General features: G+C 57.1%; 25 protein-coding genes. 20 read left to right on the plus strand and 5 right to left on the minus strand.

Annotated elements, in window-relative coordinates; genetic code table 11:
* Window positions 1–34 precede the first annotated feature (34 nt).
* Entirely contained in the window at window positions 35–2,209 is a 2,175-nt protein-coding gene (locus tag AC2Q8J_RS11865) for a primosomal protein N' (protein WP_486451378.1), read from the minus strand.
* Between the two features lie 247 nt (window positions 2,210–2,456).
* Between AC2Q8J_RS11865 and rpmE the strand changes: the two genes are divergently transcribed.
* From rpmE to AC2Q8J_RS11890, 5 genes are all read left to right on the plus strand, one after another.
* On the plus strand, window positions 2,457–2,675 hold the full coding sequence (gene rpmE / locus AC2Q8J_RS11870) for a 50S ribosomal protein L31 (RefSeq protein ID WP_204997209.1): 219 nt from the start codon (window positions 2,457–2,459) through the stop codon (window positions 2,673–2,675).
* A 262-nt stretch (window positions 2,676–2,937) separates the two neighbouring features.
* Window positions 2,938–4,185, plus strand: a complete 1,248-nt coding sequence (locus tag AC2Q8J_RS11875) for a malic enzyme-like NAD(P)-binding protein (protein WP_204997199.1) — start codon at window positions 2,938–2,940, stop codon at window positions 4,183–4,185.
* A 75-nt stretch (window positions 4,186–4,260) separates the two neighbouring features.
* Window positions 4,261–4,689: a hypothetical protein gene (locus AC2Q8J_RS11880; protein WP_374973223.1), complete on the plus strand. Its 429-nt coding sequence runs from the start codon at window positions 4,261–4,263 to the stop codon at window positions 4,687–4,689.
* A gap of 129 nt (window positions 4,690–4,818) precedes the next feature.
* Window positions 4,819–6,951, plus strand: coding sequence for a TonB-dependent receptor (locus AC2Q8J_RS11885; RefSeq protein ID WP_486451379.1), 2,133 nt, complete (start codon window positions 4,819–4,821; stop codon window positions 6,949–6,951).
* A 157-nt stretch (window positions 6,952–7,108) separates the two neighbouring features.
* A complete protein-coding gene (locus tag AC2Q8J_RS11890; RefSeq protein WP_204997202.1) occupies window positions 7,109–7,360 on the plus strand; it encodes a hypothetical protein in 252 nt (83 codons plus the stop codon).
* A 71-nt stretch (window positions 7,361–7,431) separates the two neighbouring features.
* Here the strand turns inward: AC2Q8J_RS11890 and AC2Q8J_RS11895 are convergent, their stop codons facing one another.
* Window positions 7,432–8,961, minus strand: coding sequence for a hypothetical protein (locus AC2Q8J_RS11895; protein WP_486451380.1), 1,530 nt, complete (start codon window positions 8,959–8,961; stop codon window positions 7,432–7,434).
* A gap of 290 nt (window positions 8,962–9,251) precedes the next feature.
* On the opposite strand from AC2Q8J_RS11895, the gene AC2Q8J_RS11900 reads away from it, so the two are divergent.
* The 6 genes from AC2Q8J_RS11900 (at window position 9,252) to AC2Q8J_RS11925 (ending at window position 13,221) form a co-directional block, all read left to right on the plus strand.
* Window positions 9,252–9,689 (plus strand): OsmC family protein, encoded by a 438-nt coding sequence (locus AC2Q8J_RS11900; protein ID WP_286695585.1) that lies wholly within the window; start codon window positions 9,252–9,254, stop codon window positions 9,687–9,689.
* A gap of 90 nt (window positions 9,690–9,779) precedes the next feature.
* The gene (locus AC2Q8J_RS11905) at window positions 9,780–10,274 is read left to right on the plus strand and encodes a DUF2059 domain-containing protein (protein WP_374973220.1); all 495 of its coding nucleotides are present in this window, start codon (window positions 9,780–9,782) and stop codon (window positions 10,272–10,274) included.
* A 118-nt stretch (window positions 10,275–10,392) separates the two neighbouring features.
* On the plus strand, window positions 10,393–10,704 hold the full coding sequence (locus AC2Q8J_RS11910) for a hypothetical protein (RefSeq protein ID WP_486451381.1): 312 nt from the start codon (window positions 10,393–10,395) through the stop codon (window positions 10,702–10,704).
* Between the two features lie 42 nt (window positions 10,705–10,746).
* Window positions 10,747–11,808 (plus strand): RNA-guided endonuclease InsQ/TnpB family protein, encoded by a 1,062-nt coding sequence (locus AC2Q8J_RS11915; protein ID WP_486451382.1) that lies wholly within the window; start codon window positions 10,747–10,749, stop codon window positions 11,806–11,808.
* Window positions 11,809–11,920: 112 nt separating this feature from the next.
* Entirely contained in the window at window positions 11,921–12,529 is a 609-nt protein-coding gene (locus tag AC2Q8J_RS11920; protein WP_486451383.1) for a GGDEF domain-containing protein, read from the plus strand.
* 170 nt (window positions 12,530–12,699) lie between these two features.
* Window positions 12,700–13,221, plus strand: a complete 522-nt coding sequence (locus AC2Q8J_RS11925; protein ID WP_424145314.1) for a porin family protein — start codon at window positions 12,700–12,702, stop codon at window positions 13,219–13,221.
* Window positions 13,222–13,242: 21 nt separating this feature from the next.
* Here AC2Q8J_RS11925 and AC2Q8J_RS11930 read toward each other — a convergent pair whose 3' ends face one another.
* A complete protein-coding gene (locus tag AC2Q8J_RS11930) occupies window positions 13,243–14,133 on the minus strand; it encodes a LysR family transcriptional regulator (protein ID WP_486451384.1) in 891 nt (296 codons plus the stop codon).
* 111 nt (window positions 14,134–14,244) lie between these two features.
* Here AC2Q8J_RS11930 and AC2Q8J_RS11935 point away from each other — a divergent pair, with 111 nt between their 5' ends.
* Both AC2Q8J_RS11935 and AC2Q8J_RS11940 read left to right on the plus strand, forming a co-directional pair.
* Complete coding sequence (locus tag AC2Q8J_RS11935; protein WP_486451385.1) at window positions 14,245–15,471, plus strand: acyl-CoA dehydrogenase family protein; 1,227 nt, start codon at window positions 14,245–14,247, stop codon at window positions 15,469–15,471.
* Between the two features lie 20 nt (window positions 15,472–15,491).
* A complete protein-coding gene (locus tag AC2Q8J_RS11940; protein ID WP_486451386.1) occupies window positions 15,492–16,313 on the plus strand; it encodes an SDR family oxidoreductase in 822 nt (273 codons plus the stop codon).
* Here AC2Q8J_RS11940 and AC2Q8J_RS11945 read toward each other — a convergent pair whose 3' ends face one another.
* On the minus strand, window positions 16,314–16,736 hold the full coding sequence (locus tag AC2Q8J_RS11945; RefSeq protein ID WP_286695590.1) for an MAPEG family protein: 423 nt from the start codon (window positions 16,734–16,736) through the stop codon (window positions 16,314–16,316).
* A 98-nt stretch (window positions 16,737–16,834) separates the two neighbouring features.
* On the opposite strand from AC2Q8J_RS11945, the gene AC2Q8J_RS11950 reads away from it, so the two are divergent.
* From AC2Q8J_RS11950 to AC2Q8J_RS11980, 7 genes are all read left to right on the plus strand, one after another.
* Window positions 16,835–17,584, plus strand: a complete 750-nt coding sequence (locus tag AC2Q8J_RS11950; protein WP_286695591.1) for an SDR family oxidoreductase — start codon at window positions 16,835–16,837, stop codon at window positions 17,582–17,584.
* A gap of 176 nt (window positions 17,585–17,760) precedes the next feature.
* On the plus strand, window positions 17,761–19,422 hold the full coding sequence (gene ettA / locus AC2Q8J_RS11955) for an energy-dependent translational throttle protein EttA (RefSeq protein WP_027875150.1): 1,662 nt from the start codon (window positions 17,761–17,763) through the stop codon (window positions 19,420–19,422).
* Window positions 19,423–19,583: 161 nt separating this feature from the next.
* Entirely contained in the window at window positions 19,584–21,584 is a 2,001-nt protein-coding gene (gene tkt / locus AC2Q8J_RS11960) for a transketolase (RefSeq protein ID WP_486451387.1), read from the plus strand.
* Window positions 21,581–22,582 carry a type I glyceraldehyde-3-phosphate dehydrogenase gene (locus AC2Q8J_RS11965; protein WP_486451388.1) on the plus strand — a complete coding sequence of 334 codons (1,002 nt, stop codon included), beginning with the start codon at window positions 21,581–21,583 and terminating at the stop codon, window positions 22,580–22,582. The genes tkt and AC2Q8J_RS11965 overlap by 4 nt, the downstream gene beginning before the upstream one ends.
* Window positions 22,583–22,684: 102 nt before the next feature.
* On the plus strand, window positions 22,685–23,845 hold the full coding sequence (locus AC2Q8J_RS11970) for a phosphoglycerate kinase (RefSeq protein WP_486451389.1): 1,161 nt from the start codon (window positions 22,685–22,687) through the stop codon (window positions 23,843–23,845).
* A gap of 52 nt (window positions 23,846–23,897) precedes the next feature.
* Window positions 23,898–24,962, plus strand: coding sequence for a class II fructose-bisphosphate aldolase (gene fba, locus AC2Q8J_RS11975; protein ID WP_027875146.1), 1,065 nt, complete (start codon window positions 23,898–23,900; stop codon window positions 24,960–24,962).
* Between the two features lie 129 nt (window positions 24,963–25,091).
* Window positions 25,092–26,054 carry an alpha/beta hydrolase gene (locus tag AC2Q8J_RS11980; protein ID WP_486451390.1) on the plus strand — a complete coding sequence of 321 codons (963 nt, stop codon included), beginning with the start codon at window positions 25,092–25,094 and terminating at the stop codon, window positions 26,052–26,054.
* A gap of 80 nt (window positions 26,055–26,134) precedes the next feature.
* Here the strand turns inward: AC2Q8J_RS11980 and AC2Q8J_RS11985 are convergent, their stop codons facing one another.
* Entirely contained in the window at window positions 26,135–26,716 is a 582-nt protein-coding gene (locus AC2Q8J_RS11985) for a YceI family protein (RefSeq protein ID WP_288363864.1), read from the minus strand.
* Window positions 26,717–26,736 lie beyond the last annotated feature (20 nt).

Consider the following 26,736-nt stretch of genomic DNA (forward strand, 5'->3'; position numbering starts at 1 on the left):
GTATTATCGCTGTTTCAGGCGTCGGCCGCCACCATCAGAACATCTCGATGGGGTCGACGTCGACCGACCAGCGCAATTGGCCGCGCTTACTGAGGGATTCTGCCACATTACAGGCCACTGCCAACTGCTGATGCAAGGTGCGGCGCTCGCTGGCTTGCAGAATAAGTGAGGCGCGGAAGCGGCCCGCGCGGCGGGCCATGGGCGCGGGCAGGGGCCCGAGAAGTTGCCAGCCGGGTGCGGGCGGCTGCAGGGAGTTGCGCAGCCGCTGCAAAAACTGCTCGGCATCGTGCAGCTGCGGTGCATCGCAGCGAATCACCGCACTGAAGGTGTAAGGTGGCAAGTCGAGCAGGCGCCGCTCTGCCAGCTGTGTGGCGGCAAAGTCGCGATAGCCGTGTTGGCTGAGGCTCTGTAAGGCGGGATGAGCGGGGCAGTGAGTTTGCAGCAATACTTCGCCGGGCCGGTCTGCGCGTCCGGCACGTCCGGCGACCTGCAGCAGAAGTTGGGCGCTGTTTTCGGTGGCGCGGTAGTCAGCGCTGAACAGACCGGCGTCCATATCGACGATGCCGACCAGTGTCACGGCGGGGAAGTGGTGGCCCTTGGCGAGCATTTGGGTACCGACCAAAATGCAGGGTTCACCCTTATTCACCTCTTTAACGAGTTCGGCCATGCTGTCGCGCCCGGCGGTGGTGTCGCGGTCGATCCTCAACACCGGGGCGTCAAAGTGTTGGTTTAGAAACATTTCGAGGCGCTCGGTGCCGGGGCCGTCGTAGATCCACTGGCTGTTGCCACAGTCCGGGCAACTGGCGGGCATGACGCGAACGGCTTCGCAGTGGTGGCAGCGCAATTGGCGGCGTTTGTAGTGAACGGTCATGCGCGCGTCGCAGGCGTGGCAGTCGGCAATCCAGCCGCAGCAATGGCATTGCAGGGTGGGGGCGAAACCGCGGCGGTTGAGAAACAGCAGGCTTTGGTTGCCGGCGCGCAAATTGTTGGCGACGGCGCTGAGCAAGGCATCGCTCAAACCGTGCTGTAAGGCTTGCTGGCGAATATCAAGCAGCCGTATTGGTGCCTCGCAGGCGTTGCCGGCGCGCTGGCGTAAGCGCAACACCCGGTAGCGGCCCAGATCGGCGTTATGCAGGCTGTCGAAGCTGGGTGTGGCGCTACCGAGAATGACCGGACACTGGCTATCGGCTGCGCGCTTTACGGCAATGTCGCGGGCGGAGTAGCGCCAGCCGTCTTGCTGTTTGTAGGAGCTGTCGTGCTCTTCGTCGACGATGACCAAGCCCAGGCGCGGCAGGTCGGCAAATACCGCTGAGCGCGTACCCAGAATAATGTCGGCGCGGCCCTCGCGGGCGGCTTGCCAATTGTGCCAGCGTTGCCGCTCGCTTAAACCGGAGTGCAGGCTGCGTACGCGACCGGGGAAACGCTGTTCGAAGCGGCGCAGGGTCTGCGGGGTGAGGCCAATTTCGGGCACCAGTACCAATGCCTGTTTGCCGTTGGCCAGCGCGTGGGCGATGGCTCGCAGATACACCTCGGTTTTGCCGCTGCCGGTGATGCCGTCGAGTAAAAAGCGGGCGAATTGGCCGTCGCTATCAATAATTTGTTGCAGGGCGTCGGCTTGCTCGCTGTTGAGTGTGGGGCCCTGCTCGGCGGGGGCGGGCGTGCTGGACGGTTCGGCTTCTTCAATCAGGGCATGCTGCTGCAAGGCACGCACAATGCTGGCGCTAAAGCCCAGGGCAGTTATGTCTGCGCGCGTTAACGGGCCGTTTTCCAACAGGGCGTTGAACAGCGCGCGCTGCTGGTGAGCGCGCGGAGAGAGTTTGGCAATATCGGCATTTGCACGGAGCTGCCACGCTGCGGTGTTCTCTGCCGTCGGCGGTGCGCTGCGCCGCAGCGCGAGAGGCAGCATTTGGTGCAGGCAGTCGCCAATGGGGTGGTGGTAGTAGTGTGCGGCCCATTGTCCTAAGTCCAGCAGCGACGTGGATAAGCTGGCTTGCTCGTCCAGCACTTCAATGACGGCTTTTAGTTTGCTGGCATCGACGTCGGTGTTGTCGGTGGGGCCGAGGACAACGGCAATCACGTCGCGCCGCCCAAAGGGCACTTTCACCCGTGTGCCGGGCTGTATGTCGCGCTGCAACGACGCCGGCCACAGGTAGTCGAAGCGGCGTCTAAGGGGCCAGGGAATGGCGATGGATGCGAGAGTGTCGGCCATGGCATGGGCTTGTGCAAAACCGCCAGTGTATAAGAATCTGCAGTGGGTTGAGAGCATAATTCTAATCGGTGCTGGGCAGTGCTTGCTTATATGCCCAGTTCTGCTAATATGCGCGGCCTGTTTTTCGGTGGTTTTTTGTTCAGTTGGTCGGCGCAAATCCCTGCTCTTCCCAGCTTCCACTGAGCGCATCAGCCCAGCGCGGTGCCCGGCAAGAGATCGGGTGGCGGCGTCCAAAGAGGATCTAATGATGAAAGCGGATATCCATCCAAAGTACGAAGATGTTAACGTTACCTGCAGTTGCGGTAACCAGTTTCAAACCCGCTCAACCCTGGCGGAAGACCTGCACGTAGACGTATGTTCTGCCTGCCACCCTTTCTACACTGGTAAGCAGAAAATGCTGGATACCGGTGGTCGTGTTGATCGCTTCCGCAAGCGTTTCGGCAGCCGCGGTGGTGTTAAAAGCTAAGTTGCTTACATTTGCGCCACAACCTCTGGCGTTGATGATCGCAAAAATGCCCGGGCGCCAGCGCTTGGGCATTTTTTTTAGTGAGTCGCAAGGCGGTACTACGCCTGCAGGCTTGCTTTGAAACCCGCTGATAGCGGGGCACTGGGCCACGGCGTGGCTTGTGAGTGGGGGCAGTTTTCTATATGCTTTCACGCCTTTATGAACGCACCTGACCACCTTTACGCGTTCGCCCTTCTGGAATGCACAAACCGAGAGCATGACAATGTCCAAAGATGTTAAGCAGGCGGCTCTGGATTACCACTCGATCCCCTCGCCAGGCAAAATTGGTATTAGCCTGACCAAGCCCGCCGAAACACAATACGATCTTTCGCTGGCCTACAGCCCGGGCGTGGCTGAGCCGGTGCGCGAGATCGCCAAGGACCCGCTCAACGCATACAAGTACACCAGCAAGGGCAATCTGGTCGCAGTTATCTCCAATGGCAGTGCAATTCTCGGTTTGGGTGATTTGGGCCCTGCCGCCAGCAAGCCGGTAATGGAAGGCAAGGCGCTGCTGTTTAAGCGTTTTGCCGATATCGATTCCATTGATATCGAGGTGGACGCGGAAGACTCTCAAGCCTTCATTGATACCGTGCGCCGTATTGCCGATACCTTTGGCGGCATCAATCTGGAAGATATTAAAGCGCCTGAGTGCTTTGAGATTGAGCGGATTCTGATTGAGCAATGCAATATTCCGGTTTTCCACGACGATCAGCACGGCACCGCCATTGTGACGGCTGCGGGAATGCTGAACGCTCTGGAGATTCAAGGTAAATCCATCGAGAGTGCGCGCATCGTTTGCCTGGGCGCGGGCTCGGCGGCCATTGCCTGCATGCGCTTGCTGATCAGCCTGGGTGCGAAATACGAAAACCTGTTTATGATCGACCGCCGCGGCGTTATCACGCCGGGCCGCGAGGGCTTAAACGAATATAAAGAAGAGTTTGCCAACGGCGCCGGTCCCAAGACCCTGGTAGAGGCGATCGACGGTGCCGATGTCTTTGTCGGTCTGTCTGGCGCCAACCTGCTGAGCGAAGACATGCTGCGCAGTATGGCTGCCAAGCCGATCGTATTCGCTTGCTCAAACCCTGACCCAGAGATTTCACCAGAGCTGGCGATGAGCGTGCGCGACGACTTGATTATGGCGACTGGGCGCTCTGATTATCCCAATCAGGTTAATAACGTTTTGGGTTTCCCATTTATCTTCCGCGGTGCGTTGGATGTGCGTGCCACGGAAATTAATGAAGCGATGAAAGTGGCCGCGGTTCACGCCATTCGTGAGTTGGCTAAGGAAGACGTACCACAAGTGGTGGTCGATGCTTGCCAGTGTGGTGAGCTGAGCTTTGGCCCGAATTATATTATTCCCAAGCCGGTGGATCGGCGCTTGCTGGGTTCGGTAGCCGCAGCAGTGGCCCGCGCGGCCGTCGACAGTGGTGTTGCTCTGCTGCCCTATCCCGAGCACTACCCGCTGAGCTAATCAGCTGATATTAGAGTCGCGCCCAGCGCGGCTTTTTTATATCTGCGCAGAGCAGGCATCTGTTTCGAGGTGACCATGACACAGGCAGTAACATTGGCGCTGGCGGCGTCGGGTTTGTTCTTGTTGGCTGGCCTGGTCGGCGGAGTACTTAAATACCACGGCATTATGACCCGGCCGGGGCATCGTGCTCATCCCTATATCGATATCGCTCACCGTGCTGCGCTAATGTACAGCTTCACTGCCCTGGTGATGGCGGCGTTGCTCAAATACAGCCCCTATTCCGCGACGCTACAGTTGTGGATTACCGCGGTACCGCTGTTCTTTTTCGCCACCGCCATTGCCCGGTATTTTCAGCTGGGCATTCAAGGCCGGGAGAAGAATCAATTTAAGCAGCGTAACTTCATTACCACCTGGGGCATGGCGCTGCTGATAGTGGGTGAAGTCGGCGGTGTTGCCGCGATTGTCTGGGGGTTTTTCCGCAGCCAGGTTCTGGGCGGCGTCTAACAGCCCATGTCTTAACCGGCGAGGCCCTGGCAGATGACCTGCTTGTCTCGCATCGTGCTCAGCACGCTTGTTCCTGTGCAATAGTTATATGATAATGCTTATCATTAACTATCTGCTGTGGAACCCCTAATGTCACCTTTCTTCTCTGCCCGCGCCGCTATGCTGCAGGGTGTCGCGCTTGTTATTGCCAGCTCCGCCGTTATGGCACAGGGCACAGAGTCAGCTGCCAGCCCACCAAAACTTGAGGAGATCCTGGTGACGGGTGACCCAATGCAGCGCAGCAGCCTGGATACTGTTGGCAGTGTCAGCATTGTTTCTGCCGACACTATTGAAGCCATGAATGTGCGCGATCTCTACGATTTGCTGCTGCGAAGCCCAAATTTGAATGCCGCAAGAGAGGACAAATTCTCTGTCCGCGGTATCTCCAATGAGGGCATTGGCCCGGGTGGTACAGGGCGGCCGACAGTAAGTGTCTTTATTGATGGCGCTCGCCAGCCCGGTCGGGGAGTGGGAAATACCTGGGACGTGAAGCAGGTGGAATTTTATCGCGGCCCCCAATCCACAGCTTTCGGCCCTGGTTCGTTGGCGGGGGCGGTCGTGATTCAGAGTGAATCGCCATCCAGTGAGGCCTATTCGGGCAAGCTTAAGGTAGGGGCAGCGAATTACGGTGGTCGCGAAGCCGGTGTCGCGGTGGGCGGCCCAATAGTGGGTGACCTGGCATTTCGCTACGCGGCTGAAACCAATCAAACCGATGGCGAGGTGACCAATATCACCTTAGGCGATGACAAGTGGCAGGCGCGTAAACGCTATATGCAGCGCTTCAAACTGGGCTGGGCGGGCAGCGATTGGTATTCCTTCGAGTTCACCCTGCAGGACAGTAAGTTACGCGAAGGCAACGAATACCAGTCGCCGGACTTGGCGCGCAAAGGGCAGGCCAGCGATGATGTTGATGGCTTCTATGATGACAATAGCACGCTGGCCGTGCTCACCCAGCACGTGGATATTAATGCGGCGCTTCGCCTCAGCCTGATTGTGAGCGGCAGCAACAACGATAATATTCGCAAGGGCGACTATGATATTTCGGCTGAGGATGGTGGCTATTTCATCAATTCCGTCGAGGCTGAAAACCGAGCGGCTGAGCTGCGTTTGCGATATCAGGGTGACACCCTGAAGGGCGTTGTTGGCGCCTATCTCGCCAAAGATGAATTACAGGGAAACTCGGCAAGTGTCGATTTGCCCTATGAGCTCGGTGCGGGAATCCGGGCGCGGGCTGATGCAGACTTGATCGCTGAGCGGGAGGCTGACACCCAGGCCATTTATGCCGAGGCTGATTGGGACTTTGCCTACGACTGGACGCTAACGCTGGGCATGCGCTACGAAGAGAATGACGCGGACAGTCGCAGTGCCTTTATTGTTAAGGGGGCTCGCCCCGTCGACCCGATTACCGGTACCACGTTGCCCGGTGATCTCAGCCCGCTTTTAAAACCGTTGTTGGACAGTGATGCACAGGCGCCAAGCAGCGACTCCGTGTTTTTGCCAAAGGTGGCGCTGAGCTACGATCTTAATGACGCCGTGACCGCCTTTGTTGCTGCCAGCCAGGGGTATCGCGCTGGTTCGGTAGATTTTGTCAGCGATGGCGAGTCGCCCAGTTATGGCCCCGAATACACCAATAATTATGACCTTGGTGTGAAGTGGCGGGGTGCGCGGTGGCAGGCGCAGCTAACGGCCTTTCGCATCGACTATCGCGATATGCAGATTGGTGTGCGTGTTGATGCGGCGAATTTCCGTACTGACAATGCTGGTGAGGCGCAGTCTGAAGGCGTTGAGCTGGAATTCAGTGGCGAGCTGGGGCGTGGTTTCAGTCTGTTCGGCGGCGCTGGCTATGTAAGCACGGCGTTCACTGAATACGAAGATGATGGCGTCGATTTTGCGGGTAATCGCTTTCCCAATGCGCCATTACGAAATGCCAATATCGGGCTTGCCTGGCAACAAAATGGCTACTTCGCCAATATCAATTGGGCCTATGCTGCTGACAGCTACACCGACCGTGAAAACACCGCCGGCTTGAAAGCCGATTCGCGGCGGCTCTTGGGCGCACGGCTAGGCTATCGCGGAGAGCGCTATGGCATAGAGCTCTTCGGTGAGAATTTGACCGATGAGTTTTATATTACCGATCGCTTTAATAGTCCGTCGTTAGGTATTGATGCTCTGTATGTCGGCGACCCGCGTGAATATGGTGTTCGCTTGAGCTATCAATTTTAGGGCCTTCGAGGCCCGCAGACGAAAAGCGAAATAGAGCTAAGTACAACTCGCGAGAGGGTAAGTGCGGGTTTTTCTCTATATTGAGGAGAAAGCCCCTTCCCTGCTTACTGATTGTGGGCGGGAATGATGTGTATCCCAATCTAGAGCGGTTATTGTGATGAGTGCTGAACGACGTCAAACCCAAGCTCCCATTCCCGATAATCTCGAAGAGCTACTTTCTGAGTTGCAACTGCTGACCATTCGCCGGGTTGAGGATTTTGGCGGTCGTCTGTGGTTTGTGCGCAGGCCGCTTTTTCAGGACGTTGTGCCGGTTGTGAATTGCTCGCTAAATCACGGTGCTGAGACAGCGGTTGTTGAGTTGGATGGGTCTCTGACCACTCAGCATGGACTGATCATTCGAGAAGATTAAGCGCGACGGCAAAAAAAAGCGCGGCTTATGCCGCGCAAATCTCGTACGTCTGGAGGACGAACAAGTACAACTTACATTGCCAGTTCCGCGGTAATGAACGGGATGGGTGGCAACAATGTGATTTGTGGATTCAGCAAAGTCCCGCCTTCAGTAAAGTAAGCCGGTACAGAGGCTGGGTCGTCGGCCATTACACCTACCACCGGAATCAGCGTGAATACCAAATCTGGCCCCAAGGTGTCCTGAAAGCCCGCTAATGACTGCGGATCAGCAGCGATTGCGGTACCAAAGTCCTGTAGGGCAACGACAATGCTCTCTATCTTCGCGGGGCTAAAGTAATCAACAAAGCCTTGGAACTGGGGTGGGATGCCACCGCTACCGCCGCCCATGCCCGGAATAGGCAGAGCATCTAAGCCAGGAATGCTCGGTGCACCGCCACCGCCGAGGCCAGCGAGGGCATCAAACAAGGGGGCTAAAGCGTCCAGTCCGGGTGCGCCGCCGCTACCGCCGTCCATGCCGGGAATAGGCAGAGCATCTAAACCGGGAATGCTTGGTGCGCCGCCACCGCCGAGGCCAGCGAGGGCATCAAACAACGGTGCTAAAGCGTCCAGTCCGGGTGCGCCGCCGCTACCACCGCCCATGCCGGGGATAGGCAGGGCATCTAAACCGGGAATGCTTGGTGCGCCGCCACCGCCGAGGCCGGCGAGGGCATCAAACAACGGTGCCAGGGCATCCAGTCCGGGTGCGCCGCCGCTACCGCCGCCCATGCCGGGGATAGGCAGAGCATCTAAACCGGGAATGCTTGGCGCGCCGCCACCGCCGAGGCCGGCGAGGGCATCAAACAACGGTGCCAGGGCATCCAGTCCGGGTGCGCCGCCGCTACCGCCGCCCATGCCGGGGATAGGCAGGGCATCTAAACCGGGAATGCTTGGCGCGCCGCCACCGCCAAGACCAGCGAGGGCATCAAACAACGGTGCTAAGGCGTCCAGTCCGGGTGCACCGCCGCTACCGCCGCCCATGCCGGGAATAGGCAGAGCGTCCAGACCGGGCAGGCTTGGCGCGCCGCCACCGCCGAGGCCGGCGAGGGCATCAAACAAGGGTGCCAGGGCATCCAGTCCGGGTGCGCCGCCGCTACCACCGCCCATGCCGGGAATAGGCAGAGCGTCTAAGCCGGGCAGGCTTGGCGCGCCGCCACCGCCAAGACCAGCGAGGGCATCAAACAAGGGTGCTAAGGCGTCCAGTCCGGGTGCGCCGCCGCTACCACCGCCCATGCCGGGAATAGGTAGAGCGTCCAGACCGGGCAGGCTTGGCGCGCCGCCACCGCCGAGGCCGGCGAGGGCGTCAAATAAGGGTGACAGGGCGTCTAAGCCCGGGGCGCCACCGAGAGAATCTAGCCCGGGGAGGCCGCCGTCGGGTAAGCCGTCAAGCCCTGGCAGCCCGCCGCCACCCAGTGAATCCAGAGGCAGGGCGCTAAGGCCGGGAATGCTGCCCAACAGGCCTGTCAATGCGTCCAGTGGCAGAGGAGCGGTTTGCGCGTGTCCCGCGCTAGAGGCCGCGAGCGCAACGCTCAGGGCCAGGGTATTTTTAATCTTTTTAAATGGCATGAGAAGTCTCCCTTCATCCTTAATTATTACTTTGAGCGGAGCGAGATCACGACACCGCCTGTCTACGAGATACCGCTAGGTGTCGCTCTAGAAATATCACGGACAGCGCTTGTTGCGTCTTAGTTGTGATTTGAACAGGGGGTAGTACGAATGTACCTAGGTATTTACCCCTATATTGGTCGGGGTGCTGAGTGGGTCACATCTTTAACAAGCGGTGGCGTTCTTGATCGAGCGCATGTTTTGCTGGTGAGGGGCTGTGTTTGAATGGTTGCCTGGAAAGGAGAACCCCTATGCAAGCACTTCCCCATTTGTACACGGTCAGTGGTCGCGCCGAGGCGGCTTCAGACGTTAGCTTGAGCGCGGCCGGGCTGGAAACCCTGCTATCGGCACCGCCCGCTGAATTTGGTGGCCCGGGTGACAAGTGGTCGCCGGAAACGCTGTTACTGGCATCAATGGCCGATTGCTTTATTTTAACCTTCAAGGCGGTGGCCCGGGCCTCTCATCTTGAATGGTTGAGTCTGTCCTGCGAGGTGGATGGCACTTTGGAGAAAAGCGACGGTGCTGTCCGGTTTACGCGTTTCGTTACCCGCGCTCGCCTGGAAATACCGGAGGGCGTCAGTGTGGAGGTGGCTGAGCGCCTGCTGCACAAATCTGAGAAAGCCTGCCTAATCGCGAACTCTGTCAGCGGTGAGAAGGTGTTAGAGGCGGCTGTCAGCGTGGCGACATAGTCTCTGCGATGGCGGTGTTGTGCACCTCAGCGGGACGTTGGCAGGCTGAGCGGTTATGCTTGGGCGCTAATACCGTTGATGAGACTGCCAATGAAAACACCTGCTATATTGTTGTGCGCATGCCTGTTCGCGATGCCGGGTTATGCGCAATCTGCTGATGAGAAACACGCACTGGTTGATAGCTTACTTGAGCTGACGGGCCAGTCAGTGCCGACCATCGCCAGCCAATTTTCCCGCCTGTTTAACGACAGCCTGACCCGTCAGTTGCGGGCCAGTTACCCGAATTTACCCGCAGCGGCGAACAGTGTGGTTAAAGAAGAGGTTGATGCGGTGATATACAGCCAGCTCATTGCCAGCGATGCCTATGCCAATGCGATGCGCGAGATTTACACGGAGGCATTGACCGAGCCTCAGCTCCGTGAGCTATTGACGTTTTATCGTAGTGACCTGGGAAAAACGCTGCTGCGCGTCACGCCGGCAATCAATGCGCGCAGCAGTCAACTGGGTCGAGAGTACGGTGAACGCCTATCTGCGGAGATTCGTCGTCGCGTTAGCCAGCGGCTAGAGAAGGAAAAGCTCCTCTGACGATTCGCGCTAGGGGTTAATGCGAATACAACGGTTATTAATTTGCCCGCAACCTAAAAGGCCCGTTGTAAGTGGTAAAGGTGGCATGCGACGGACGTCCTTTAATGGTGATGTTGGCATGGAACGGTCGCATGAATTCCTGAAAATGACCCTCGATACGATGAGCGAGCATATCGCCGTCATCGACGAGACCGGTTTGATCCTCTACGTAAACAGCCGTTGGCGGCAGTTTGCCGAGCAAAACGCTTGCACACCCCACTGCGAGTGGAAGGGGCAAAACTACTTGTCGGTGTGCGACCGCTCGGCGGCATCGGGAGACGAATTAGCGGGGCGCGCGGCGGCAGGCATTCGCGATTTGATCAGCAGTCAGCGTAACCATTTTTATCAATATTGCGCGGAAAACCCGTTAGCTTTAGCTGACGGGATATAGAGCGCAGCTTGCTTGAATGTTGGCACTGTATATAATGCCAGTATGGCTACCAGAACACTAAAAGTCCGTGTTATAGATCGTCACGCCAATGTGTTGCGTGAGATGTCACGTTCAGTGAATTTTGTCTGGAACTACATCAATGAACTTAGCCATCGCTCGATCAAAGAGCGGGGCCAATTTCTTTCAGCCTACGACCTGCATCCCTATACCAAAGGCGCGGGCAAAGAACTGAGGCTTCACAGTCAAACCTTACAGTGCATCGCCGGGGAATATGTTACCCGGCGTAAGCAGTTTAAGAAGTCGCGCCTGAATTGGCGCAAGTCAGGTGGCGCTCGACGGTCGCTGGGCTGGATACCGACTAATACGGGGCAGGCCCAGTGGAAGAATGGTCAGGTGTTCCACAACGGACACTATTTCAAGGTCTGGGATAGCTATGGTCTTAGCCAATATCAATTCCGTACTGCCAGTTTTAATGAAGATGCCCGAGGTCGCTGGTACTTCAATGTGGCGGTCGATGTCGATGTCGAGGTGGAACAGGCTAAAGGTAAATCAGCCGTTGGTATTGATTTGGGCTGTAAAGACACGGCGACGGATAGTAACGGCGATCAGGTTAAAGGGCGAGAGTATCGCGCTCTGGAGGAGAAGCTGGGTATTGCCCAGCGAGCCAGAAACAAAAAACGCGTGAAGGCGATCCACGCTAAGATAAAGAATCGCAGGGCGGATGCCCTGCACAAATACAGCCGCAAACTCGTAAATGAGAATGCGGCAATCTTCGTTGGTAACGTATCAAGCCTCAAGCTGGTAAAGACCAAAATGGCGAAATCCGTTTTGGATGCCGGTTGGGGTCAGCTCAAAACCATGTTGGAATACAAGTGCGAAAACGCGGGCGTGGTCTTTGAGGAAGTCAACGAAGCCTACTCCACCCAGACGTGCTCGTGCTGCGGGGTCAACCCGGATAGCAGTCCGAAAGGTAGGGCCGATCTTGGAATAAGAGAATGGGGCTGTTCAGAGTGCGGAGCTGAGCATCAGCGCGATATCAATAGCGCTAGAAACATTCTTGCGCTGGGACACCAGCGTCTTGCGGAAGGAAAGGTAGCGGCGTAAGCCGCCCTGGGACAAAGGCGGTAATAGCTTTTGGAATCTCGGAGAGCTTTAGCTCCCGAGAGGATGTCAACTGGAGTACCCCTGCGACAGTCCCGAGCAGTCGCGTTGGTTCATGATGCGCGTCACGCGTTTTTCTCTCTGTGACGTCAGTTACTTTGTCATTTCCCATCAAGATATTACCGAGAGGAAGCAGGCTGAAGAGCTGGTAAGTAAGCTCGCCCGCTCGGATGGTTTAACTGGCGTGGCGAATCGACGGTGTTTTGACGAGTTTTTGCGCAATGAGTGGCGGCGCTGCGCCCGCCTTGGGCTACCTGTTAGCCTGGCAATTATTGATATCGACTATTTCAAACTGGTCAACGACACCTACGGTCACCAGTCCGGGGATGACTGCCTGAGGCAGGTAGGGCAGTTGTTGAGCCAGTTTGCAAAGCGCTCCACAGACATCTGCGCCCGCTACGGTGGCGAGGAGTTTGCGCTGGTGATGGGCAATACCTCTATTGAGCAAGCGCGGGCACTCCTTGAGCCGTTGAATGCCGCGATCAAGCAACTTGCCCTGCCAAACCGAGCGTCGCCAATAGCGTCGGTGCTCACCGCCAGTGTGGGCTTGGCCTGCTTGGCTCCCAGGCCTGACAGTAGCGAGGATGCGCTACTGGCCTTGGCCGATGCGCAACTCTATGCCGCGAAGGCTGCCGGGCGTAATCAGCTTGCGGCGGCGAGTTGAGGCGCTTCATGGCTTTCAAGTAATAGTCATTTGGCTAGCTCACAATAACGGGGCAGCTGAGTTTCGCTGAGCACTAATTGGCGCTCCTAGGTATTACCCCAGATAGTCTTATAGAGTCTAGCGATTAACCTAGGCCGGTATTTAATTTTACCCTTCTAAGGAAGTGATTTATGAAAGGATTCGCAGCGGTCGCGTGCTTGTGCGTGTGTTCTATTCAGGCAGTAGCCATTGAGCAAGAGCCGGTGGTTTATGTCGGTGCAGCGTATACCCACGTGAAGTATTCCGAGTCAGCCTTTGATGCAGATCTGGCGGGTGCGGGTGGCTTGATCGGCTTTCCAGTGAATGAAAATTTCTCAATAGAATTTCGCTACATGCAAGGCGTCGAGGATGAGCGTGTTCTCGGTGGCCTGGATGTTGAGCTAAAGAAGATGCTTGGCGGTTACCTGCGAGCGGGATTGCCCATCACTCGGCGCTTTTACCCCTACGTTGTGGCGGGGCGGAGCAAAGGAGAGCTGGAGGGAAGCGGTAGCTCAGAAAGAAAATTTGAGAAAAGCGGTTTAAGTTATGGTGCTGGCCTGAACATCTCTTGGCCCGAGTCGGCGGCCATCTTAAACGTTGAGTATATGCAGCTGCTGGATAAAGACGACTTCGAAATCGAGGGCCTGACGGTCGGTTTGCAAGTTCAATACTGACCGCTGCGCCGTGAGGCCGTGTTACAACGTTGCCGCCAATGCGATGAGCTGTTCACGTAGCCAGCGATGCCCCGCGTCGGCATTGGCGCTGCGGTGCCAGTAGAGTGTCATATCGAGTGTGGGGGTAAGCACAGGCAAGGGTTGCAGCGCCAAGCCGAGCAAGTCGGCGTAGCGCTCACCCAGTTGCTGGGGAAGGGTGAGCAGCAGCGATGATGCAGCCACGACGTGGCAGGCTGCATGGTAGCTCTGACCGCGTACCTGCACCTGACGTTTGAAGCCCTGTTGCTGTAACTGTATGTCCTCAAACAGTGCTCCCTCCCGCCGCCCGGAAACACCGATATGTCGCGCCTGCAGGTAGCCTTCCATGGTGAGAGCTTGTGCGGCCAGCGGATGGTCCGCACGCATCAGTACGCAGAGTGGCTCACTGCGCAAGGGGCGCTGCTCAATACTGCTGTCGACAGTCTGGGGAACATCCACCGCTAATGACAGCTCCCCAAGGGCGAGGTGGCGGCTGAGTTGATCCCGACGCAGCCGCCGGCTGTGTATAGAAAGCCCGGGTGCAGTTGCTGAAAGTTGCTTGATCAGTGGCGGCAGCAGCAGGAATTCCATGGTGTCGCCCAGACCTAATACAAAGCGCCGCTGTGAGGCGCTTGGCTCAAAATGCTGCCCGCGGTGCACGCTGTCTTGCAACAAACTCAGCGCGGATTGGATGTCGTCGGCGATGGTGTCAGCGACCGGCGTTGGCGCGATGCTACGACCACGCCTGATGAACAGGGGGTCGTCAAAATGTTCGCGCAGGCGCGACAGGGCGTTGCTCACCGCCGGTTGGCTTAGGTGGAGGTCGCGGGCGGCTTCCGTTAACGAGCCAGCGCGGTAGATCGCGTCAAAAACGCGAAAGAGATTCAGGTCCATGGCGGCCACTCAATTCATTCATAATTAGAATAATAACTGATTTATAAAATAAATTAGACTGATGTTTTGAGTCGCCGTAATCTGGTCGGCTAAACCCGTAAGGAGCCGATCATGGATTTCAGTCTCAGCCCTCGTGCCCAGGAGTTGCGCGACCAAGTTCGTCATTTCATTGATAACCATATTATGCCCGTTGAAGAGGCCGTACTGCCGGAGTTGCTGCTTAGCAAACACGGCGGTGACTGGGGGCAGTGGTCGGTGTTGCCGCAGGTGGAAGCACTGAAGGAAAAAGCCCGCGAACTCGGGTTGTGGAATCTGTTTTTGCCCGATGCCGAATTCGGCGCGGGCCTGTCGGTAAGCGAATATGCGGTGCTTGCCGAGCAAATGGGGCGTTCGCATTTTGCGCCAGAAGTCTTTAACTGCAATGCGCCCGACACCGGCAATATGGAGGTGTTGTGGAAGTATGGCAGCGAGGCGCAAAAAGCCCGCTGGCTCACCCCGTTGCTGAATGCTGAAATTCGATCGGTGTTCTTTATGACCGAACCGGATGTTGCTTCTTCCGATGCGACCAATATGGAAGCCACCATAGCGGTAGACGGCGACGAGCTGGTGCTCAACGGTAAAAAATGGTGGTCGACAGGGGTGGGTGATCCGCGCTGTGAAGTCGGCGTATTTATGGGGCTGAGCAACCCCGATGCCGCGCGCCACAGTCGCCATTCCATGGTGTTGGTACCGATGAATACGCCAGGCGTGACCATCAAACGCATGCTGCCGGTGTTTGGCGGCTTTGATGAGCCTATCGGTCACGGCGAGGTGTGGTTTGACAATGTTCGCGTGCCGAAAGACAACTTGATTTTGGGTTTGGGGCGCGGTTTTGAAATTGCTCAGGGCCGACTGGGGCCGGGACGTATTCACCACTGTATGCGTGCCATTGGCGCCGCTGAACGCGCATTGGAGTTAATGATTAAGCGCGGTCAGTCGCGGCAGGCCTTTGGCAAGCCGCTGATTAAGTTGGGCGCCAACCCCGAGCGTGTTGCCGACCTGAGAATTGCCATCGACCAAGCCCGACTGCTCACACAATATGCCGCATGGAAGATCGACCAGGTTGGCGCCATGGCCGCGCTCAGCGAAATTTCTGCTATCAAGGTGGTCGCGCCCAATGTGCTGCAAAATGTCGTGGATGAAGCCATTCAATTATATGGCGGAGCGGGTCTAAGCAATGACACGCCGCTGGCATCCATGTTTGCAATGGCAAGGGTATTGCGCATCGCCGACGGCCCAGATGCGGTGCACCGGAATTTGATTGCCCGACTAGAATTTGCCAAATACAACACACCCTAAGGCGAGGCACAGAGATCACTATGGCAAGTATGACAACGCAGGCTCCGCGCGTATTTATTACTGGCGGCGCATCGGGTTTGGGGCGCGCCTTGGCCGAGCGCTATGCGCAGGCGGGTTACTGGGTGTGCATCGGCGATATCCATAAGGAGCGCGGTGAAGAAACCCTGCAAGCGCTTCAGGCGGTTACCACCGCGCAATATTTGCACTGCGATGTGCAGCGCGAAGACGATCTGCAGTCTGCCGCTGATTGGCTGCGCCAGCACTGGTCCGGTGTGGATGTGGTGATCAACAACGCTGGGGTTGCCACGGCCGGTGCGATAGATGAGCAGAGCATGGAAGACTGGCAGTGGGTAATGGACATCAATGTGTTGGGTGTGGTGCGCGGTTGCAAGGTGTTCACGCCGCTGTTGCGTCAGCAGGGCGGTGGTCACCTGGTGAATGTGGCGTCGCTGGCAGGGGTGATACATCCACCGAAAATGGCGTCCTACTGTGCAACCAAAGCGGCGGTGGTGGCGTTATCGGAAACGCTGACCCTGGAGCTGGATAACGACAATATTGCCGTTTCGGTTGTGTGTCCGGCGTTCTTTCGAACCAACCTGGCAGAATCGCTGCGCGCCTCAGACCCGACGTCGACGGTATTAACTCAGAAGTTGGTTAACAAGGCGAAAGTAAGCGCTGACGAGATTGCCGAGAAGGTATTTCGAGGGGTGGAGGAGAAGCAGTTTAAAATTCTTACCCACGACGACAGCAAGCGTTTGGTGATGCTAAAACGCCTGCTGCCCTATCGCTGGTTTCGTAAAATTATGCTGAAAAATACTGCGGGCATGATGCGTAAGCGCTGATTAGATCAGTGCCAACAGTGCATTCACTGCCATGCCGAGCACGGCCAGGCTGCTTAGCGCAAAAATACTGAATCGCAGCATCACCACGTTGCTGGTGCTTTGCACGATGCTGTGGGCAACACGGCATGCCACATAAAACCAGGCGAGCGCCAGGTTAATGCCATCGCCCTGGCCAAGCATAGCCAGCACGATTGCCGTGGCATAAAAGATGGTCGGTTGCTCCATTAGGTGGTTGTAGTTGTCCGCCTTCCATTGAATGCGCTTGTCCATCATGGTTGCCAGCTCGGCGGTGCGCTCGCCAGTGCTGGGCGGCATGCGCGCTTTTCGCATTGCCGGGAGTCGCGCCATGGCCATCCAGCTGAGCATAACCATGCTCCACAGCACCAGGATGATCACCGGTAGTAAAATGGGAGAGGCGTCCATAGTCTTTTCCTTTGTTGTGATTTTTATCGATGTGGCCGCTTTGGCCTGAAGCGAATATAACAATATCCATGTGAATAGAAATGAGATCGGGGGACGTTATGTTTAGAAAGAATGTGTTGATTACCGGCGCCAGCTCGGGCCTTGGCGAGGGCATGGCGCGGGCGTTTGCTGCGAAGGGGTGCAACTTGGCGCTGTGCGCACGGCGGGTTGAAAACCTGGAGGCGATTAAATCGGACCTTGAGGCAAAACACCCCGATGTTCAGGTGCTGATTAAAGCCCTGGATGTGTGTGACTATGAGCAGGTGTTTACCGTCTTTAATGCCTTTCGCGACGAATTGGGCAGCCTCGATCGAGTGATTGTGAATGCGGGAATGGGTAAGGGTGCGTCGATGGGCACCGGGTATTTCCACGCCAACCTTCGCACCGCACAGACTAATTTCACGGGTGCCTTGGCGCAGTGCGAAGCGGCAATGACCATATTTCGCGAGCAAAATGCCGGGCACTTGGTCACCATCTCTTCAATGAGTGCGCTGCGTGGTATGCCGCGTGCCATCAACATTTACGCTGCTACCAAAGCGGGGCTGCGCACCATGACAGAGGGGCTGCGCGCCGATGTTATTGGCACGCCGATCAAAGTGAGTTGTATCCTTCCGGGCTTTATTCTCACGCCTATCAACGAAGATCTGAAAAAGGCGCCAATGCGGGTCGACCTGGAAACGGGGTGCAAGGCCTTGGTCAAGGCTATCGAGAAAGAGCCGGGCGAAGCCAAAGTGCCGGGTTGGCCCTGGGTGCCGATGGGGTGGTTAATGAAGGTGCTGCCGCTGAGCGTGGTTGCCAAAATGACCTGACGGCGCTTGCTTTGCTGGCGCCGCGCGGTTGAATGCGGTTGCCCGTTTTCTTGCCGCTGGCGGCTAATTTAAGCCTTGCCAGCGGCGTCGGATTGCCAATGCTCGCCCCTTTCGGTAACGTTCGCTCACATTTTGTTTGCCGCCTAGGGCGGTTTGTCGTGTATTCAGGAGTGACCATGGCGCAATTCGTCTACACCATGAATCGCGTGAGCAAAGTCGTGCCACCCAAGCGCGAGATTCTCAGCGATATTTCCCTTTCTTTCTTCCCGGGTGCCAAAATCGGTGTGCTGGGCTTGAACGGTGCCGGTAAGTCTACCTTGCTGCGCATTATGGCGGGGGTTGATACCGAATTTAATGGCGAGGCGCGCCCGCAGCCGGGTATCAAGATTGGTTACCTGCCCCAGGAGCCAGAGCTGGATCCGAGCAAAGACGTGCGCGGTAATGTCGAAGACGGCGTGGCAGAGGCGAAAGATGCGCTGGCCGAGCTGGACAAAGTCTACGCCGCCTACGCCGAGGCTGACGCCGACTTTGATGCGCTGGCTAAGCGCCAAGCCGAGCTGGAAGATATTATTCAGGCGACCGATGCCCACAACCTGGATCACAAGCTGGAAGTGGCGGCCGATGCCTTGCGTCTGCCACCCTGGGATGCCGACGTAACAAAAATCTCCGGTGGTGAGCGCCGCCGTGTCGCGCTGTGTCGCTTGCTATTGTCGAACCCGGATATGCTGCTGTTGGACGAGCCGACCAACCATTTGGATGCCGAATCGGTGGGCTGGTTGGAGCGCTTTTTATGTGACTTCCCTGGCACCGTGGTGGCGATCACGCACGACCGCTATTTCCTCGATAACGCCGCCAACTGGATTCTGGAACTCGACCGCGGCCGTGGTATTCCCTACGAGGGTAACTATTCCGACTGGCTGGAAGCCAAGGAGCAGCGCCTGGAGCAAGAGGCCAAGTCGGAGGCGTCGCGCAAAAAAGCAATTGCCACCGAGCTGGAGTGGGTGCGCAGTAACGCCAAGGGGCGTCAAAGCAAGAGCAAGGCGCGTCTGGCTCGCTTTGAGGAAATGCAGTCGCAGGAATTCCAGTCGCGCAGCGAGACCAATGAGATCTACATTCCACCGGGCCCCCGCTTGGGCGATAAGGTGATTGAGGTGAATCACGTTAGCAAGGGCTACGGTGATCGCGCGCTGATTAACGATCTTAGCTTCAGTATTCCCAAGGGCGCGATTGTGGGTATTGTCGGCGGTAACGGCGCCGGTAAGTCCACCCTGTTCCGCATGATCAGCGGCAAGGAGCAGCCTGATTCCGGCAGCATTGAGTTGGGAGAGACGGTGAAGCTGGTATCGGTGGAGCAAATGCGCGATGCCCTCGATGACAGCAAAACCGTGTGGGAAGCGGTGTCTGATGGCTTGGATGTATTGCGCATCGGCAGCTATGAAATTCCCTCGCGGGCCTATATTGGCCGCTTTAACTTCAAGGGCAGTGACCAGCAGAAGCGCGTGGGTGAGCTTTCCGGTGGTGAGCGCGGTCGACTGCAATTGGCCTGCACGTTAAAAGAAGGCGGCAATGTGTTGCTGTTGGACGAACCGTCCAACGACCTCGACGTGGAAACCCTGCGTGCACTGGAAGACGCCATGCTGGACTTCCCCGGTTGCGCGCTGGTGATCTCCCACGATCGCTGGTTCCTCGACCGAATCGCCACCCACATTTTGGCCTATGAGGGCGACAGTGAGGTGGTGTTCTTTGAGGGCAATTACAGCGAATACCACGAGGACTTTGTGGCGCGCAAAGGCAACAATGCTGCGCCCAAGCGCATGAAGTACAAAAAACTAAAATAGTGCTGCCACCATGCGCGGCGGCAGCAATTGCCCTCGCGCACCGATAAAAGCCGCTTTTATTGGTCTAGCGGCCATTTTTACGCTCCTGATATTTGCTGTATCGCGCGGGGTAGGGGAAAATAGCGCCCTCTTTGCCGCCATCACAATTTCAGGAGCTCCCGATGCCTTCACGTAGCGACCTCGCTAACGCCATTCGCGCTTTGAGTATGGACGCCGTCCAGAAAGCCAAGTCCGGCCATCCGGGTGCGCCCATGGGCATGGCCGATATTGCCGAGGTGTTGTGGCGCGACTACTTGCAGCACAACCCGGCCAACCCTGAGTGGGCCAACCGCGACCGTTTTGTGCTTTCCAATGGTCACGGCTCCATGCTGATCTACTCGCTGCTTCACCTGAGCGGTTACGACCTGTCTATCGATGACTTGAAAAACTTCCGCCAGCTGCACAGCAAAACCCCCGGCCATCCTGAATACGGCTATACCCCCGGTGTTGAAACCACCACTGGGCCGCTGGGCCAGGGCATTGCCAACGCGGTGGGCATGGCCACGGCTGAGAAAATTCTCGCGGCGCAGTTCAACCGCGACGGCCACGACATCGTCGACCACTACACCTATACCTTTATGGGCGACGGCTGTCTGATGGAAGGTATTTCCCACGAGGTATGTTCACTGGCCGGTACCCTGGGCCTGGGTAAATTGATCGCGTTCTACGACGACAATGGCATTTCCATCGACGGTGAAGTGGAAGGCTGGTTCAGCGACGATACCCCCAAACGCTTTGAAGCCTACGGCTGGCAGGTGATCCCAGCGGTCGACGGCCACGACAGTGATGCCATTGCCGCCGCCATTGAAGCGGGTCGCGCCGAGCCGAACAAACCCACACTGATCTGCTGCAAAACGGTCATTGGTAAGGGCTCGCCCAATAAGCAGGGCAAAGAAGAGTGCCACGGCGCGCCACTGGGCGATGACGAAATTGCCCTGACTCGCGAAGCGCTTAGCTGGCCCCACGGCAGCTTTGAGGTGCCTGAGGATGTCTACAGTGCCTGGAGCGCTCGTGAGCGCGGCGCCGCTGCCGAGCAAGCGTGGAATGAAAAGTTTGCCGCCTACCAGACTGCCCACCCAGAGTTGGCCGCCGAATTTGAGCGCCGCGTGCGCGGTGACTTGCCCGCCGACTTTGCCCAGAAGGCCGATGCCTTTATTGCCCAGTGCCAAGACGAAGGTAAAGAAGTCGCCACCCGTAAAGCGTCGCAGCTGTGTCTGGATGCCTACGGCGAGATGCTGCCAGAACTGCTTGGCGGTTCGGCCGATTTGGCGGGCTCTAACCTCACATGGTGGAAGGGTTCCAAGGCGGTTGAAGCCGAGGATGCCAGTGGCAACTACCTGCACTACGGGGTGCGTGAATTCGGTATGTCGGCGATGATGAACGGCATTGCCCTGCACGGTGGTTTTATCAACTACGGCGCGACCTTCCTGGTGTTCATGGAATACGCCCGCAACGCGGTACGTATGGCGGCGCTGATGAAGCAGCGCAGTATCTTTGTTTACACCCACGACTCCATCGGTCTGGGTGAAGACGGTCCGACTCACCAACCAGTCGAGCAAATTGCATCACTGCGTGGCACCCCGAATATGGCGCTGTGGCGCCCCTGCGATATGGTTGAGTCGGCCGTGGCCTGGCGCAGCGCACTGGAGCGCGCCGATGGCCCAACGGCACTGATCTTTACCCGCCAGGGTTTGCCCCACCAAAACCGCAGCAGCGCTCAGGTTGCCGCCATTGCTCGCGGCGCCTATGTATTGAGTGACTGCGAGGGCGAGCCCGAAGCCATTATTATTGCCACCGGTTCGGAAGTGAAACTGGCGATGGCAGCCCAGCAACAGCTGGCTGAAAATGGCCGCAAAGTACGCGTAGTGTCTATGCCCTGCGCCGAAGCCTTTGAAACGCAAGACGGCTACTATCGCGAGTCGGTATTGCCTAGCAACGTATTGGCGCGCGTCGCCGTTGAAGCGGCGCACAAAGACTATTGGTACAAGTACGTTGGCCTGGACGGCCGTATTGTCGGGATGGACAGCTTTGGCGAGTCGGCGCCGGCGGGTGAACTCTTCAAGCACTTTGGCATTACCACCGAGGCGGTGGTTGCTGCTGTTGAGGACTGCATAGGCGAATGATTCGACTGGCGATCAATGGCTATGGGCGCATTGGGCGCTGCGTATTGCGGGCGCTCTACGAGTCGCCAATGCGCGACGCCATGCGTATTGTGGCCATTAACGAGCCTGCCGATCTGGACACCATCGCGCACTTAACGCGTTACGACAGCACCCACGGCCGTTTTGTGGGTACGGTGGAAAAAGGTGTTGGGTGTTTGCGCATTAACGGTGACGAGATTGCCGTGAGCCACTGCACCGCGCTGCGCGATGTTGACTGGAGTCGGCACAACATCGATGTGGTACTGGAATGCAGCGGTACCCTCGGCAGTGAGGCCGCACTCCATGAACACCTGGAGCGGGGGGCACGGCATGTGTTGTTGTCGCAGCCGGGTGAGGCGAGTATTCCGACCTATGTGTTTGGCTTAAATCACCACGGTCTGACCAGCGAGCAGCGGGTGATCTCCAATGCCTCGTGTACCACCAATGGCATTACCCCGGTCATCGATGTGCTACACCAGGCCTTTGGTGTGCGCTCGGGTTGTATTACCACCATTCACTCGGCAATGAACGACCAGCCGGTGTTGGACGCCTATCACCACACCGACCTGCGCAAAACGCGCGCGGCGGGTATGTCGATGATTCCGGTCGATACGGGGTTGGCGGCGGGTATTGGTCGCATCTTGCCGGATCTGGATGGCCGTTTCGCGGCGCGGGCGGTGCGTATTCCCACGCACAATGTCTCGGCAATGGAGCTGAGCGTGACCCTGCAATCTCGGGTGTCACCCAGCGATGTGAATGCGGCCCTGCAAATGGCCGCGCGCGGTCGGCTGAGTGCTGTACTGGGGGTGAGCGAGGAGCCGCTGGCGTCCTGTGATTTTAACCACGATCCGCGCTCCGGTATTGTCGATGCCGGGCAAACGCGGGTGGCGGACGAGCTGGTGAGTGTCTTCACCTGGTTCGACAATGAATGGGGCTATGCCAACCGTATGTTGGACATGGTCGCACACTGGCTGCATTAGGCGGCACTGTTAGCGTGCCCCGGGCAATGTTGCTGTGGGTACACAGATCTGCACAAGCAGGCGAGTTTAGTTCGGTAAACGGATAGTGAAACGGGAAGTGTTATGAACGTATTGAAAATGCGTGATTTGGATCTGGCGGGCAAGCGTCTGCTGATACGTGAAGATCTGAACGTGCCCATCAAGGATGGAAAAGTGAGCTCCGACGCTCGTCTGCGGGCGGCCCTGCCAACCTTGAAACTGGCGTTGGAAAAAGGGGCCAAGGTGATTGTGATGTCTCACCTCGGGCGCCCGATTGAGGGTGAGTTTGAAGAAAAATACTCAATGCGCCCTGTGGCCGACTACCTCAGTGATGCCCTCGGCCAGCCGGTACCGCTGGTAGCCGATTGGCGCGACGGCGTAGAGCTGGAGGCCGGGCAGCTGGTGCTATTGGAAAACGTTCGCTTTAATCCCGGCGAAAAGAAAGATGATGAGTCCCTGGCCAAGGCCTATGCCGCGCTCTGCGACATCTTTGTTATGGACGCTTTCGGTACGGCCCACCGGGCGCAGGCGTCGACCCACGGCGTTGCCAAGTTTGCGCCAACGGCTTGTGCCGGCCCGCTGCTGGCCAATGAGCTGGAGAATTTGGAAAAGGCCTTGGCTAACCCTGCGCGCCCGATGGTTGCCATTGTCGGTGGTTCAAAGGTTTCCACCAAGCTGACCGTATTGGAAACACTGTCTGACAAAGTGGATCAGCTGATTGTTGGTGGCGGCATTGCCAACACTTTCCTGGCGGCGGCGGGCTATAACGTCGGTAAATCGCTTTGCGAGGACGACCTGATTCCGCAGGCAAAAGCGCTAATGGAGAAGTGCGATATCCCGCTGCCCAGCGATGTAATGACAGGTAAGAAGTTCGACGAGAACGAGCCGGCAACATTGCGTCCAGTGGAAAATGTCGGCGACGACGACATGATTTTTGATGTTGGCCCGGTTACCGGCTCCGTGCTGGCGGCCATTCTGCGTCAGGCCGGCACCATCATTTGGAACGGTCCGGTGGGTGTATTTGAATTCGACCAGTTTGCCGATGGCACCGAAGACATTGCCAACGCGATCGCTGAGTCAGACGCCTTCTCTATAGCGGGTGGTGGCGATACGCTGGCGGCGGTAGACAAATTTGGTATTGCCGACAAGGTGTCCTACATTTCGACCGGGGGCGGCGCCTTCCTCGAATATGTTGAGGGCAAAGTATTACCGGCAGTTGCGGTACTGGAAGAGCGCGCCAAGTAAGCGCGCTCGCTGATCAATAATTCATATTTAAAAGACTGAAAAGGGAACTCACATGGCACTTATCAGCATGCGTCAAATGCTGGATCACGCCGCAGAATACGGCTATGGCGTACCGGCATTTAATGTAAATAACCTGGAGCAAACCCGCGCCATTATGGAGGCGGCGAGAGAAACCGACAGCCCAGTGATCATGCAAGCCTCGGCTGGGGCGCGAAAGTATGCTGGCGCGCCTTTCCTGCGTCATATGATTCTTGCGGCGATTGAAGAATTCCCTGAAATTCCCGTAGTGATGCACCAGGATCACGGCACCAGCCCCGCCGTTTGTCAGCGCTCGATTCAACTCGGATTCAGCTCAGTAATGATGGACGGCTCGCTGCGTGAAGATGGCAAAACGCCCTCCGACTATGACTACAACGTCGATGTTACCCGCACGGTTGTCGACATGGCTCACGCCTGTGGTGTTTCCGTTGAGGGTGAGTTGGGTTGTCTGGGTTCACTGGAAACCGGACAAGCCGGTGAAGAGGACGGCGTGGGTGCAGAGGGCACCTTGTCTCACGAGCAGATGCTTACCGACCCCGAAGAAGCCGCTGACTTCGTTGCCAAAACGGGTGTGGATGCGCTGGCTATTGCCTGTGGTACCAGCCACGGTGCCTACAAATTTACGCGTCCGCCCACTGGCGATATTCTGGCGATCGACCGTATTAAAGCTATCCATGCGCGTATTCCCGACACGCATTTGGTAATGCACGGCAGCTCCAGTGTGCCTCAGGAGTGGCTGGCGATCATCAATGAGTTTGGCGGTGACATTCCCGAGACATACGGTGTGCCCGTTGAGCAGATCGTCGAGGGCATTAAATACGGTGTGCGCAAGGTCAATATCGATACCGATTTACGCCTGGCGTCCACGGGTGCGGTACGTCGCTTTATGGCGCAAAACCCCAGCGAGTTTGATCCGCGCAAATACCTGAAAGAAACCATCAAGGAAATGAAGGCAATTTGTGTTGCGCGCTACGAAGCCTTCGGCACGGCCGGCAATGCCTCCAAAATTAAACCTGTTAGTTTGGAAGCGATGTTTGGCGAGTACGAGTCGGGTCGTTTAAACCCAAACATTAAATAATCTCGGCGCGCATCGCGCACTGATGATTAAAAAGCCCGGTAGTGCCGGGCTTTTTTTTGCCCTTTATTTTGTACCTGCAGACGGGGCACACTAGGGCCCGCGAAAAAGAATAAACCTAAGGACCTTGCTATGCCGTGGCCCGAGAATATCGACCAAGAGAACCTTCCTTCGCTCAGCCCCTTGTCGTTGCAATCGACCGTCAACAGCCAGCCCTGGCTGCCGGATTACTGTGCTTACTATGGCATTGACCTTGAAAAGGACTACGCGGGTTTGTGCCATTACATTGGCTATTTCGAGGCGGAGGGAGAGCGCATTGCCACGCAGGTGTTCAAATTGCCCAACGCGCAGCGCACCGCGTTTGTTTATCACGGCTATTACGACCATGTGGGTTTGTTCAACAATGTGATCAATTACTGCTTGAAACATGGTTGCAGCGTGGTGGCTTTCGACCTGCCGGGTCATGGCCTGTCCAGTGGTGAGCGGGCATCGATAGACAGCTTTTTTCGCTACCGCTCCGTATTGCGCGCCGCCTTTGCCGCGGTGGCCCCTTTCGAGCTGCCACCGCGACGCTTTGCCATGGCCCAAAGTACGGGTTGCGCCATTGTCGGCTCGCATATTCTGGATGGCGGCAGCGATGACTTTGAGCAGGTGATTTTAATGGCGCCGCTGGTGCGCCCGCGCGCTTTTTGGTGGGGCAAGCCCGCACACAGTATCTTGAAGTATTTCCTTCACAGTTTGCCGCGGCGCTTTGCCGACAATTCCGACGACCAGGCCTTTCTGGAGTTTTTGCGCGAGCGCGATCCGCTTCAGCCGCGCATATTGCCGGTAGCCTGGGTGGGAGCGTTGAAACAGTGGTTGCCGTGGTTTCACGCTCAGCCAGCGTGTGACTGCCCGGTATTGATACTGCAGGGTGACGCCGATGACACGGTGGATTGGCAATACAATTTGCCCGTGCTGAGGAAGAAATATCGTCGCTTGCGCGAGGTGATTATTCCCGGCGCGCGCCATCACCTGGTAAAGGAGGGCGAGCACTACCGCGCACAAATTTGGCAGGCCTGTGACGCGTTTTTGTTTGCCGACCCAGCAGAATAAAAAACGGAGCCGTAAGGCTCCGAAAGAGGGTATCGAGATAAGTCGATAGTAAGACCGGGTGGAAATCTAAAAAGTTCCGTTTACATCATGGTTTGTGCAATGCCTTCAATATCCAGGGTCATTTGTACCGTGCGCGACGCGGGACCCAGGTCAAAGTCGATGCCAAAATCCTTCAGGGCGAATTCAGTGGTGCCGGTAAAGCCTTGGCGGTAGCCGCCCCAGGGGTCTTTGCCGCCGCCAATTTCTGTCACATCAATACTAATTTCACGAGTTACGCCGTGTAGCGTCAGCTCGCCTTTCAGTTCAGCTTTCCCGTTACCCTTAGGGATAAATGCAGTGCTTTCAAAGCGGGCCTGAGGATACTTCTCGACGTGAAGGAAGTCCTTGCCGCGCAAGTGCTTGTCGCGTTCCGCATGGTTGCTGTTGACGCTGGCAGTATCAATGACAACGGTCACATCGGAGTCTTCGGGCTTTTTGGGGTCGTAGCTAAAGCGGCCTTCGAAGTCGTCAAAGCGACCGTGCAACCAGCTGTAGCCCAAGTGCTTGATCTTAAATTGAATGAAGGCATGGGCGCCGGCGGTGTCGATTTTGTATTCGGTGGCGTGAAGGTTACCGCTCAGGCCAATGAGCAGGGCGGCGGTGAGTGAGAGTAAGGTTTTCATACATACATCCTCTGTTATTG

The sequence above is a fragment of the Spongiibacter sp. C9W genome (assembly GCF_057370015.1).

Bases quoted from the DNA above. Each gene is read 5' to 3' on its own strand.
- AC2Q8J_RS11880 (WP_374973223.1), top strand. From the start codon at position 4,261: ATGACACAGGCAGTAACATTGGCGCTGGCGGCGTCGGGTTTGTTCTTG.
- AC2Q8J_RS11970 (WP_486451389.1), top strand. From the start codon at position 22,685: ATGAACGTATTGAAAATGCGTGATTTGGATCTGGCGGGCAAGCGTCTG.
- ettA (WP_027875150.1), top strand. From the start codon at position 17,761: ATGGCGCAATTCGTCTACACCATGAATCGCGTGAGCAAAGTCGTGCCA.
- AC2Q8J_RS11980 (WP_486451390.1), top strand. From the start codon at position 25,092: ATGCCGTGGCCCGAGAATATCGACCAAGAGAACCTTCCTTCGCTCAGC.
- AC2Q8J_RS11910 (WP_486451381.1), top strand. From the start codon at position 10,393: ATGGAACGGTCGCATGAATTCCTGAAAATGACCCTCGATACGATGAGC.
- tkt (WP_486451387.1), top strand. From the start codon at position 19,584: ATGCCTTCACGTAGCGACCTCGCTAACGCCATTCGCGCTTTGAGTATG.
- AC2Q8J_RS11930 (WP_486451384.1), bottom strand. From the start codon at position 14,133: ATGGACCTGAATCTCTTTCGCGTTTTTGACGCGATCTACCGCGCTGGC.
- AC2Q8J_RS11950 (WP_286695591.1), top strand. From the start codon at position 16,835: ATGTTTAGAAAGAATGTGTTGATTACCGGCGCCAGCTCGGGCCTTGGC.
- AC2Q8J_RS11885 (WP_486451379.1), top strand. From the start codon at position 4,819: ATGTCACCTTTCTTCTCTGCCCGCGCCGCTATGCTGCAGGGTGTCGCG.
- AC2Q8J_RS11915 (WP_486451382.1), top strand. From the start codon at position 10,747: ATGGCTACCAGAACACTAAAAGTCCGTGTTATAGATCGTCACGCCAAT.
- AC2Q8J_RS11945 (WP_286695590.1), bottom strand. From the start codon at position 16,736: ATGGACGCCTCTCCCATTTTACTACCGGTGATCATCCTGGTGCTGTGG.
- AC2Q8J_RS11985 (WP_288363864.1), bottom strand. From the start codon at position 26,716: ATGAAAACCTTACTCTCACTCACCGCCGCCCTGCTCATTGGCCTGAGC.
- fba (WP_027875146.1), top strand. From the start codon at position 23,898: ATGGCACTTATCAGCATGCGTCAAATGCTGGATCACGCCGCAGAATAC.
- AC2Q8J_RS11965 (WP_486451388.1), top strand. From the start codon at position 21,581: ATGATTCGACTGGCGATCAATGGCTATGGGCGCATTGGGCGCTGCGTA.
- AC2Q8J_RS11890 (WP_204997202.1), top strand. From the start codon at position 7,109: ATGAGTGCTGAACGACGTCAAACCCAAGCTCCCATTCCCGATAATCTC.
- rpmE (WP_204997209.1), top strand. From the start codon at position 2,457: ATGAAAGCGGATATCCATCCAAAGTACGAAGATGTTAACGTTACCTGC.
- AC2Q8J_RS11935 (WP_486451385.1), top strand. From the start codon at position 14,245: ATGGATTTCAGTCTCAGCCCTCGTGCCCAGGAGTTGCGCGACCAAGTT.
- AC2Q8J_RS11940 (WP_486451386.1), top strand. From the start codon at position 15,492: ATGGCAAGTATGACAACGCAGGCTCCGCGCGTATTTATTACTGGCGGC.
- AC2Q8J_RS11875 (WP_204997199.1), top strand. From the start codon at position 2,938: ATGTCCAAAGATGTTAAGCAGGCGGCTCTGGATTACCACTCGATCCCC.
- AC2Q8J_RS11895 (WP_486451380.1), bottom strand. From the start codon at position 8,961: ATGCCATTTAAAAAGATTAAAAATACCCTGGCCCTGAGCGTTGCGCTC.
- AC2Q8J_RS11905 (WP_374973220.1), top strand. From the start codon at position 9,780: ATGAAAACACCTGCTATATTGTTGTGCGCATGCCTGTTCGCGATGCCG.
- AC2Q8J_RS11865 (WP_486451378.1), bottom strand. From the start codon at position 2,209: ATGGCCGACACTCTCGCATCCATCGCCATTCCCTGGCCCCTTAGACGC.
- AC2Q8J_RS11900 (WP_286695585.1), top strand. From the start codon at position 9,252: ATGCAAGCACTTCCCCATTTGTACACGGTCAGTGGTCGCGCCGAGGCG.
- AC2Q8J_RS11920 (WP_486451383.1), top strand. From the start codon at position 11,921: ATGATGCGCGTCACGCGTTTTTCTCTCTGTGACGTCAGTTACTTTGTC.
- AC2Q8J_RS11925 (WP_424145314.1), top strand. From the start codon at position 12,700: ATGAAAGGATTCGCAGCGGTCGCGTGCTTGTGCGTGTGTTCTATTCAG.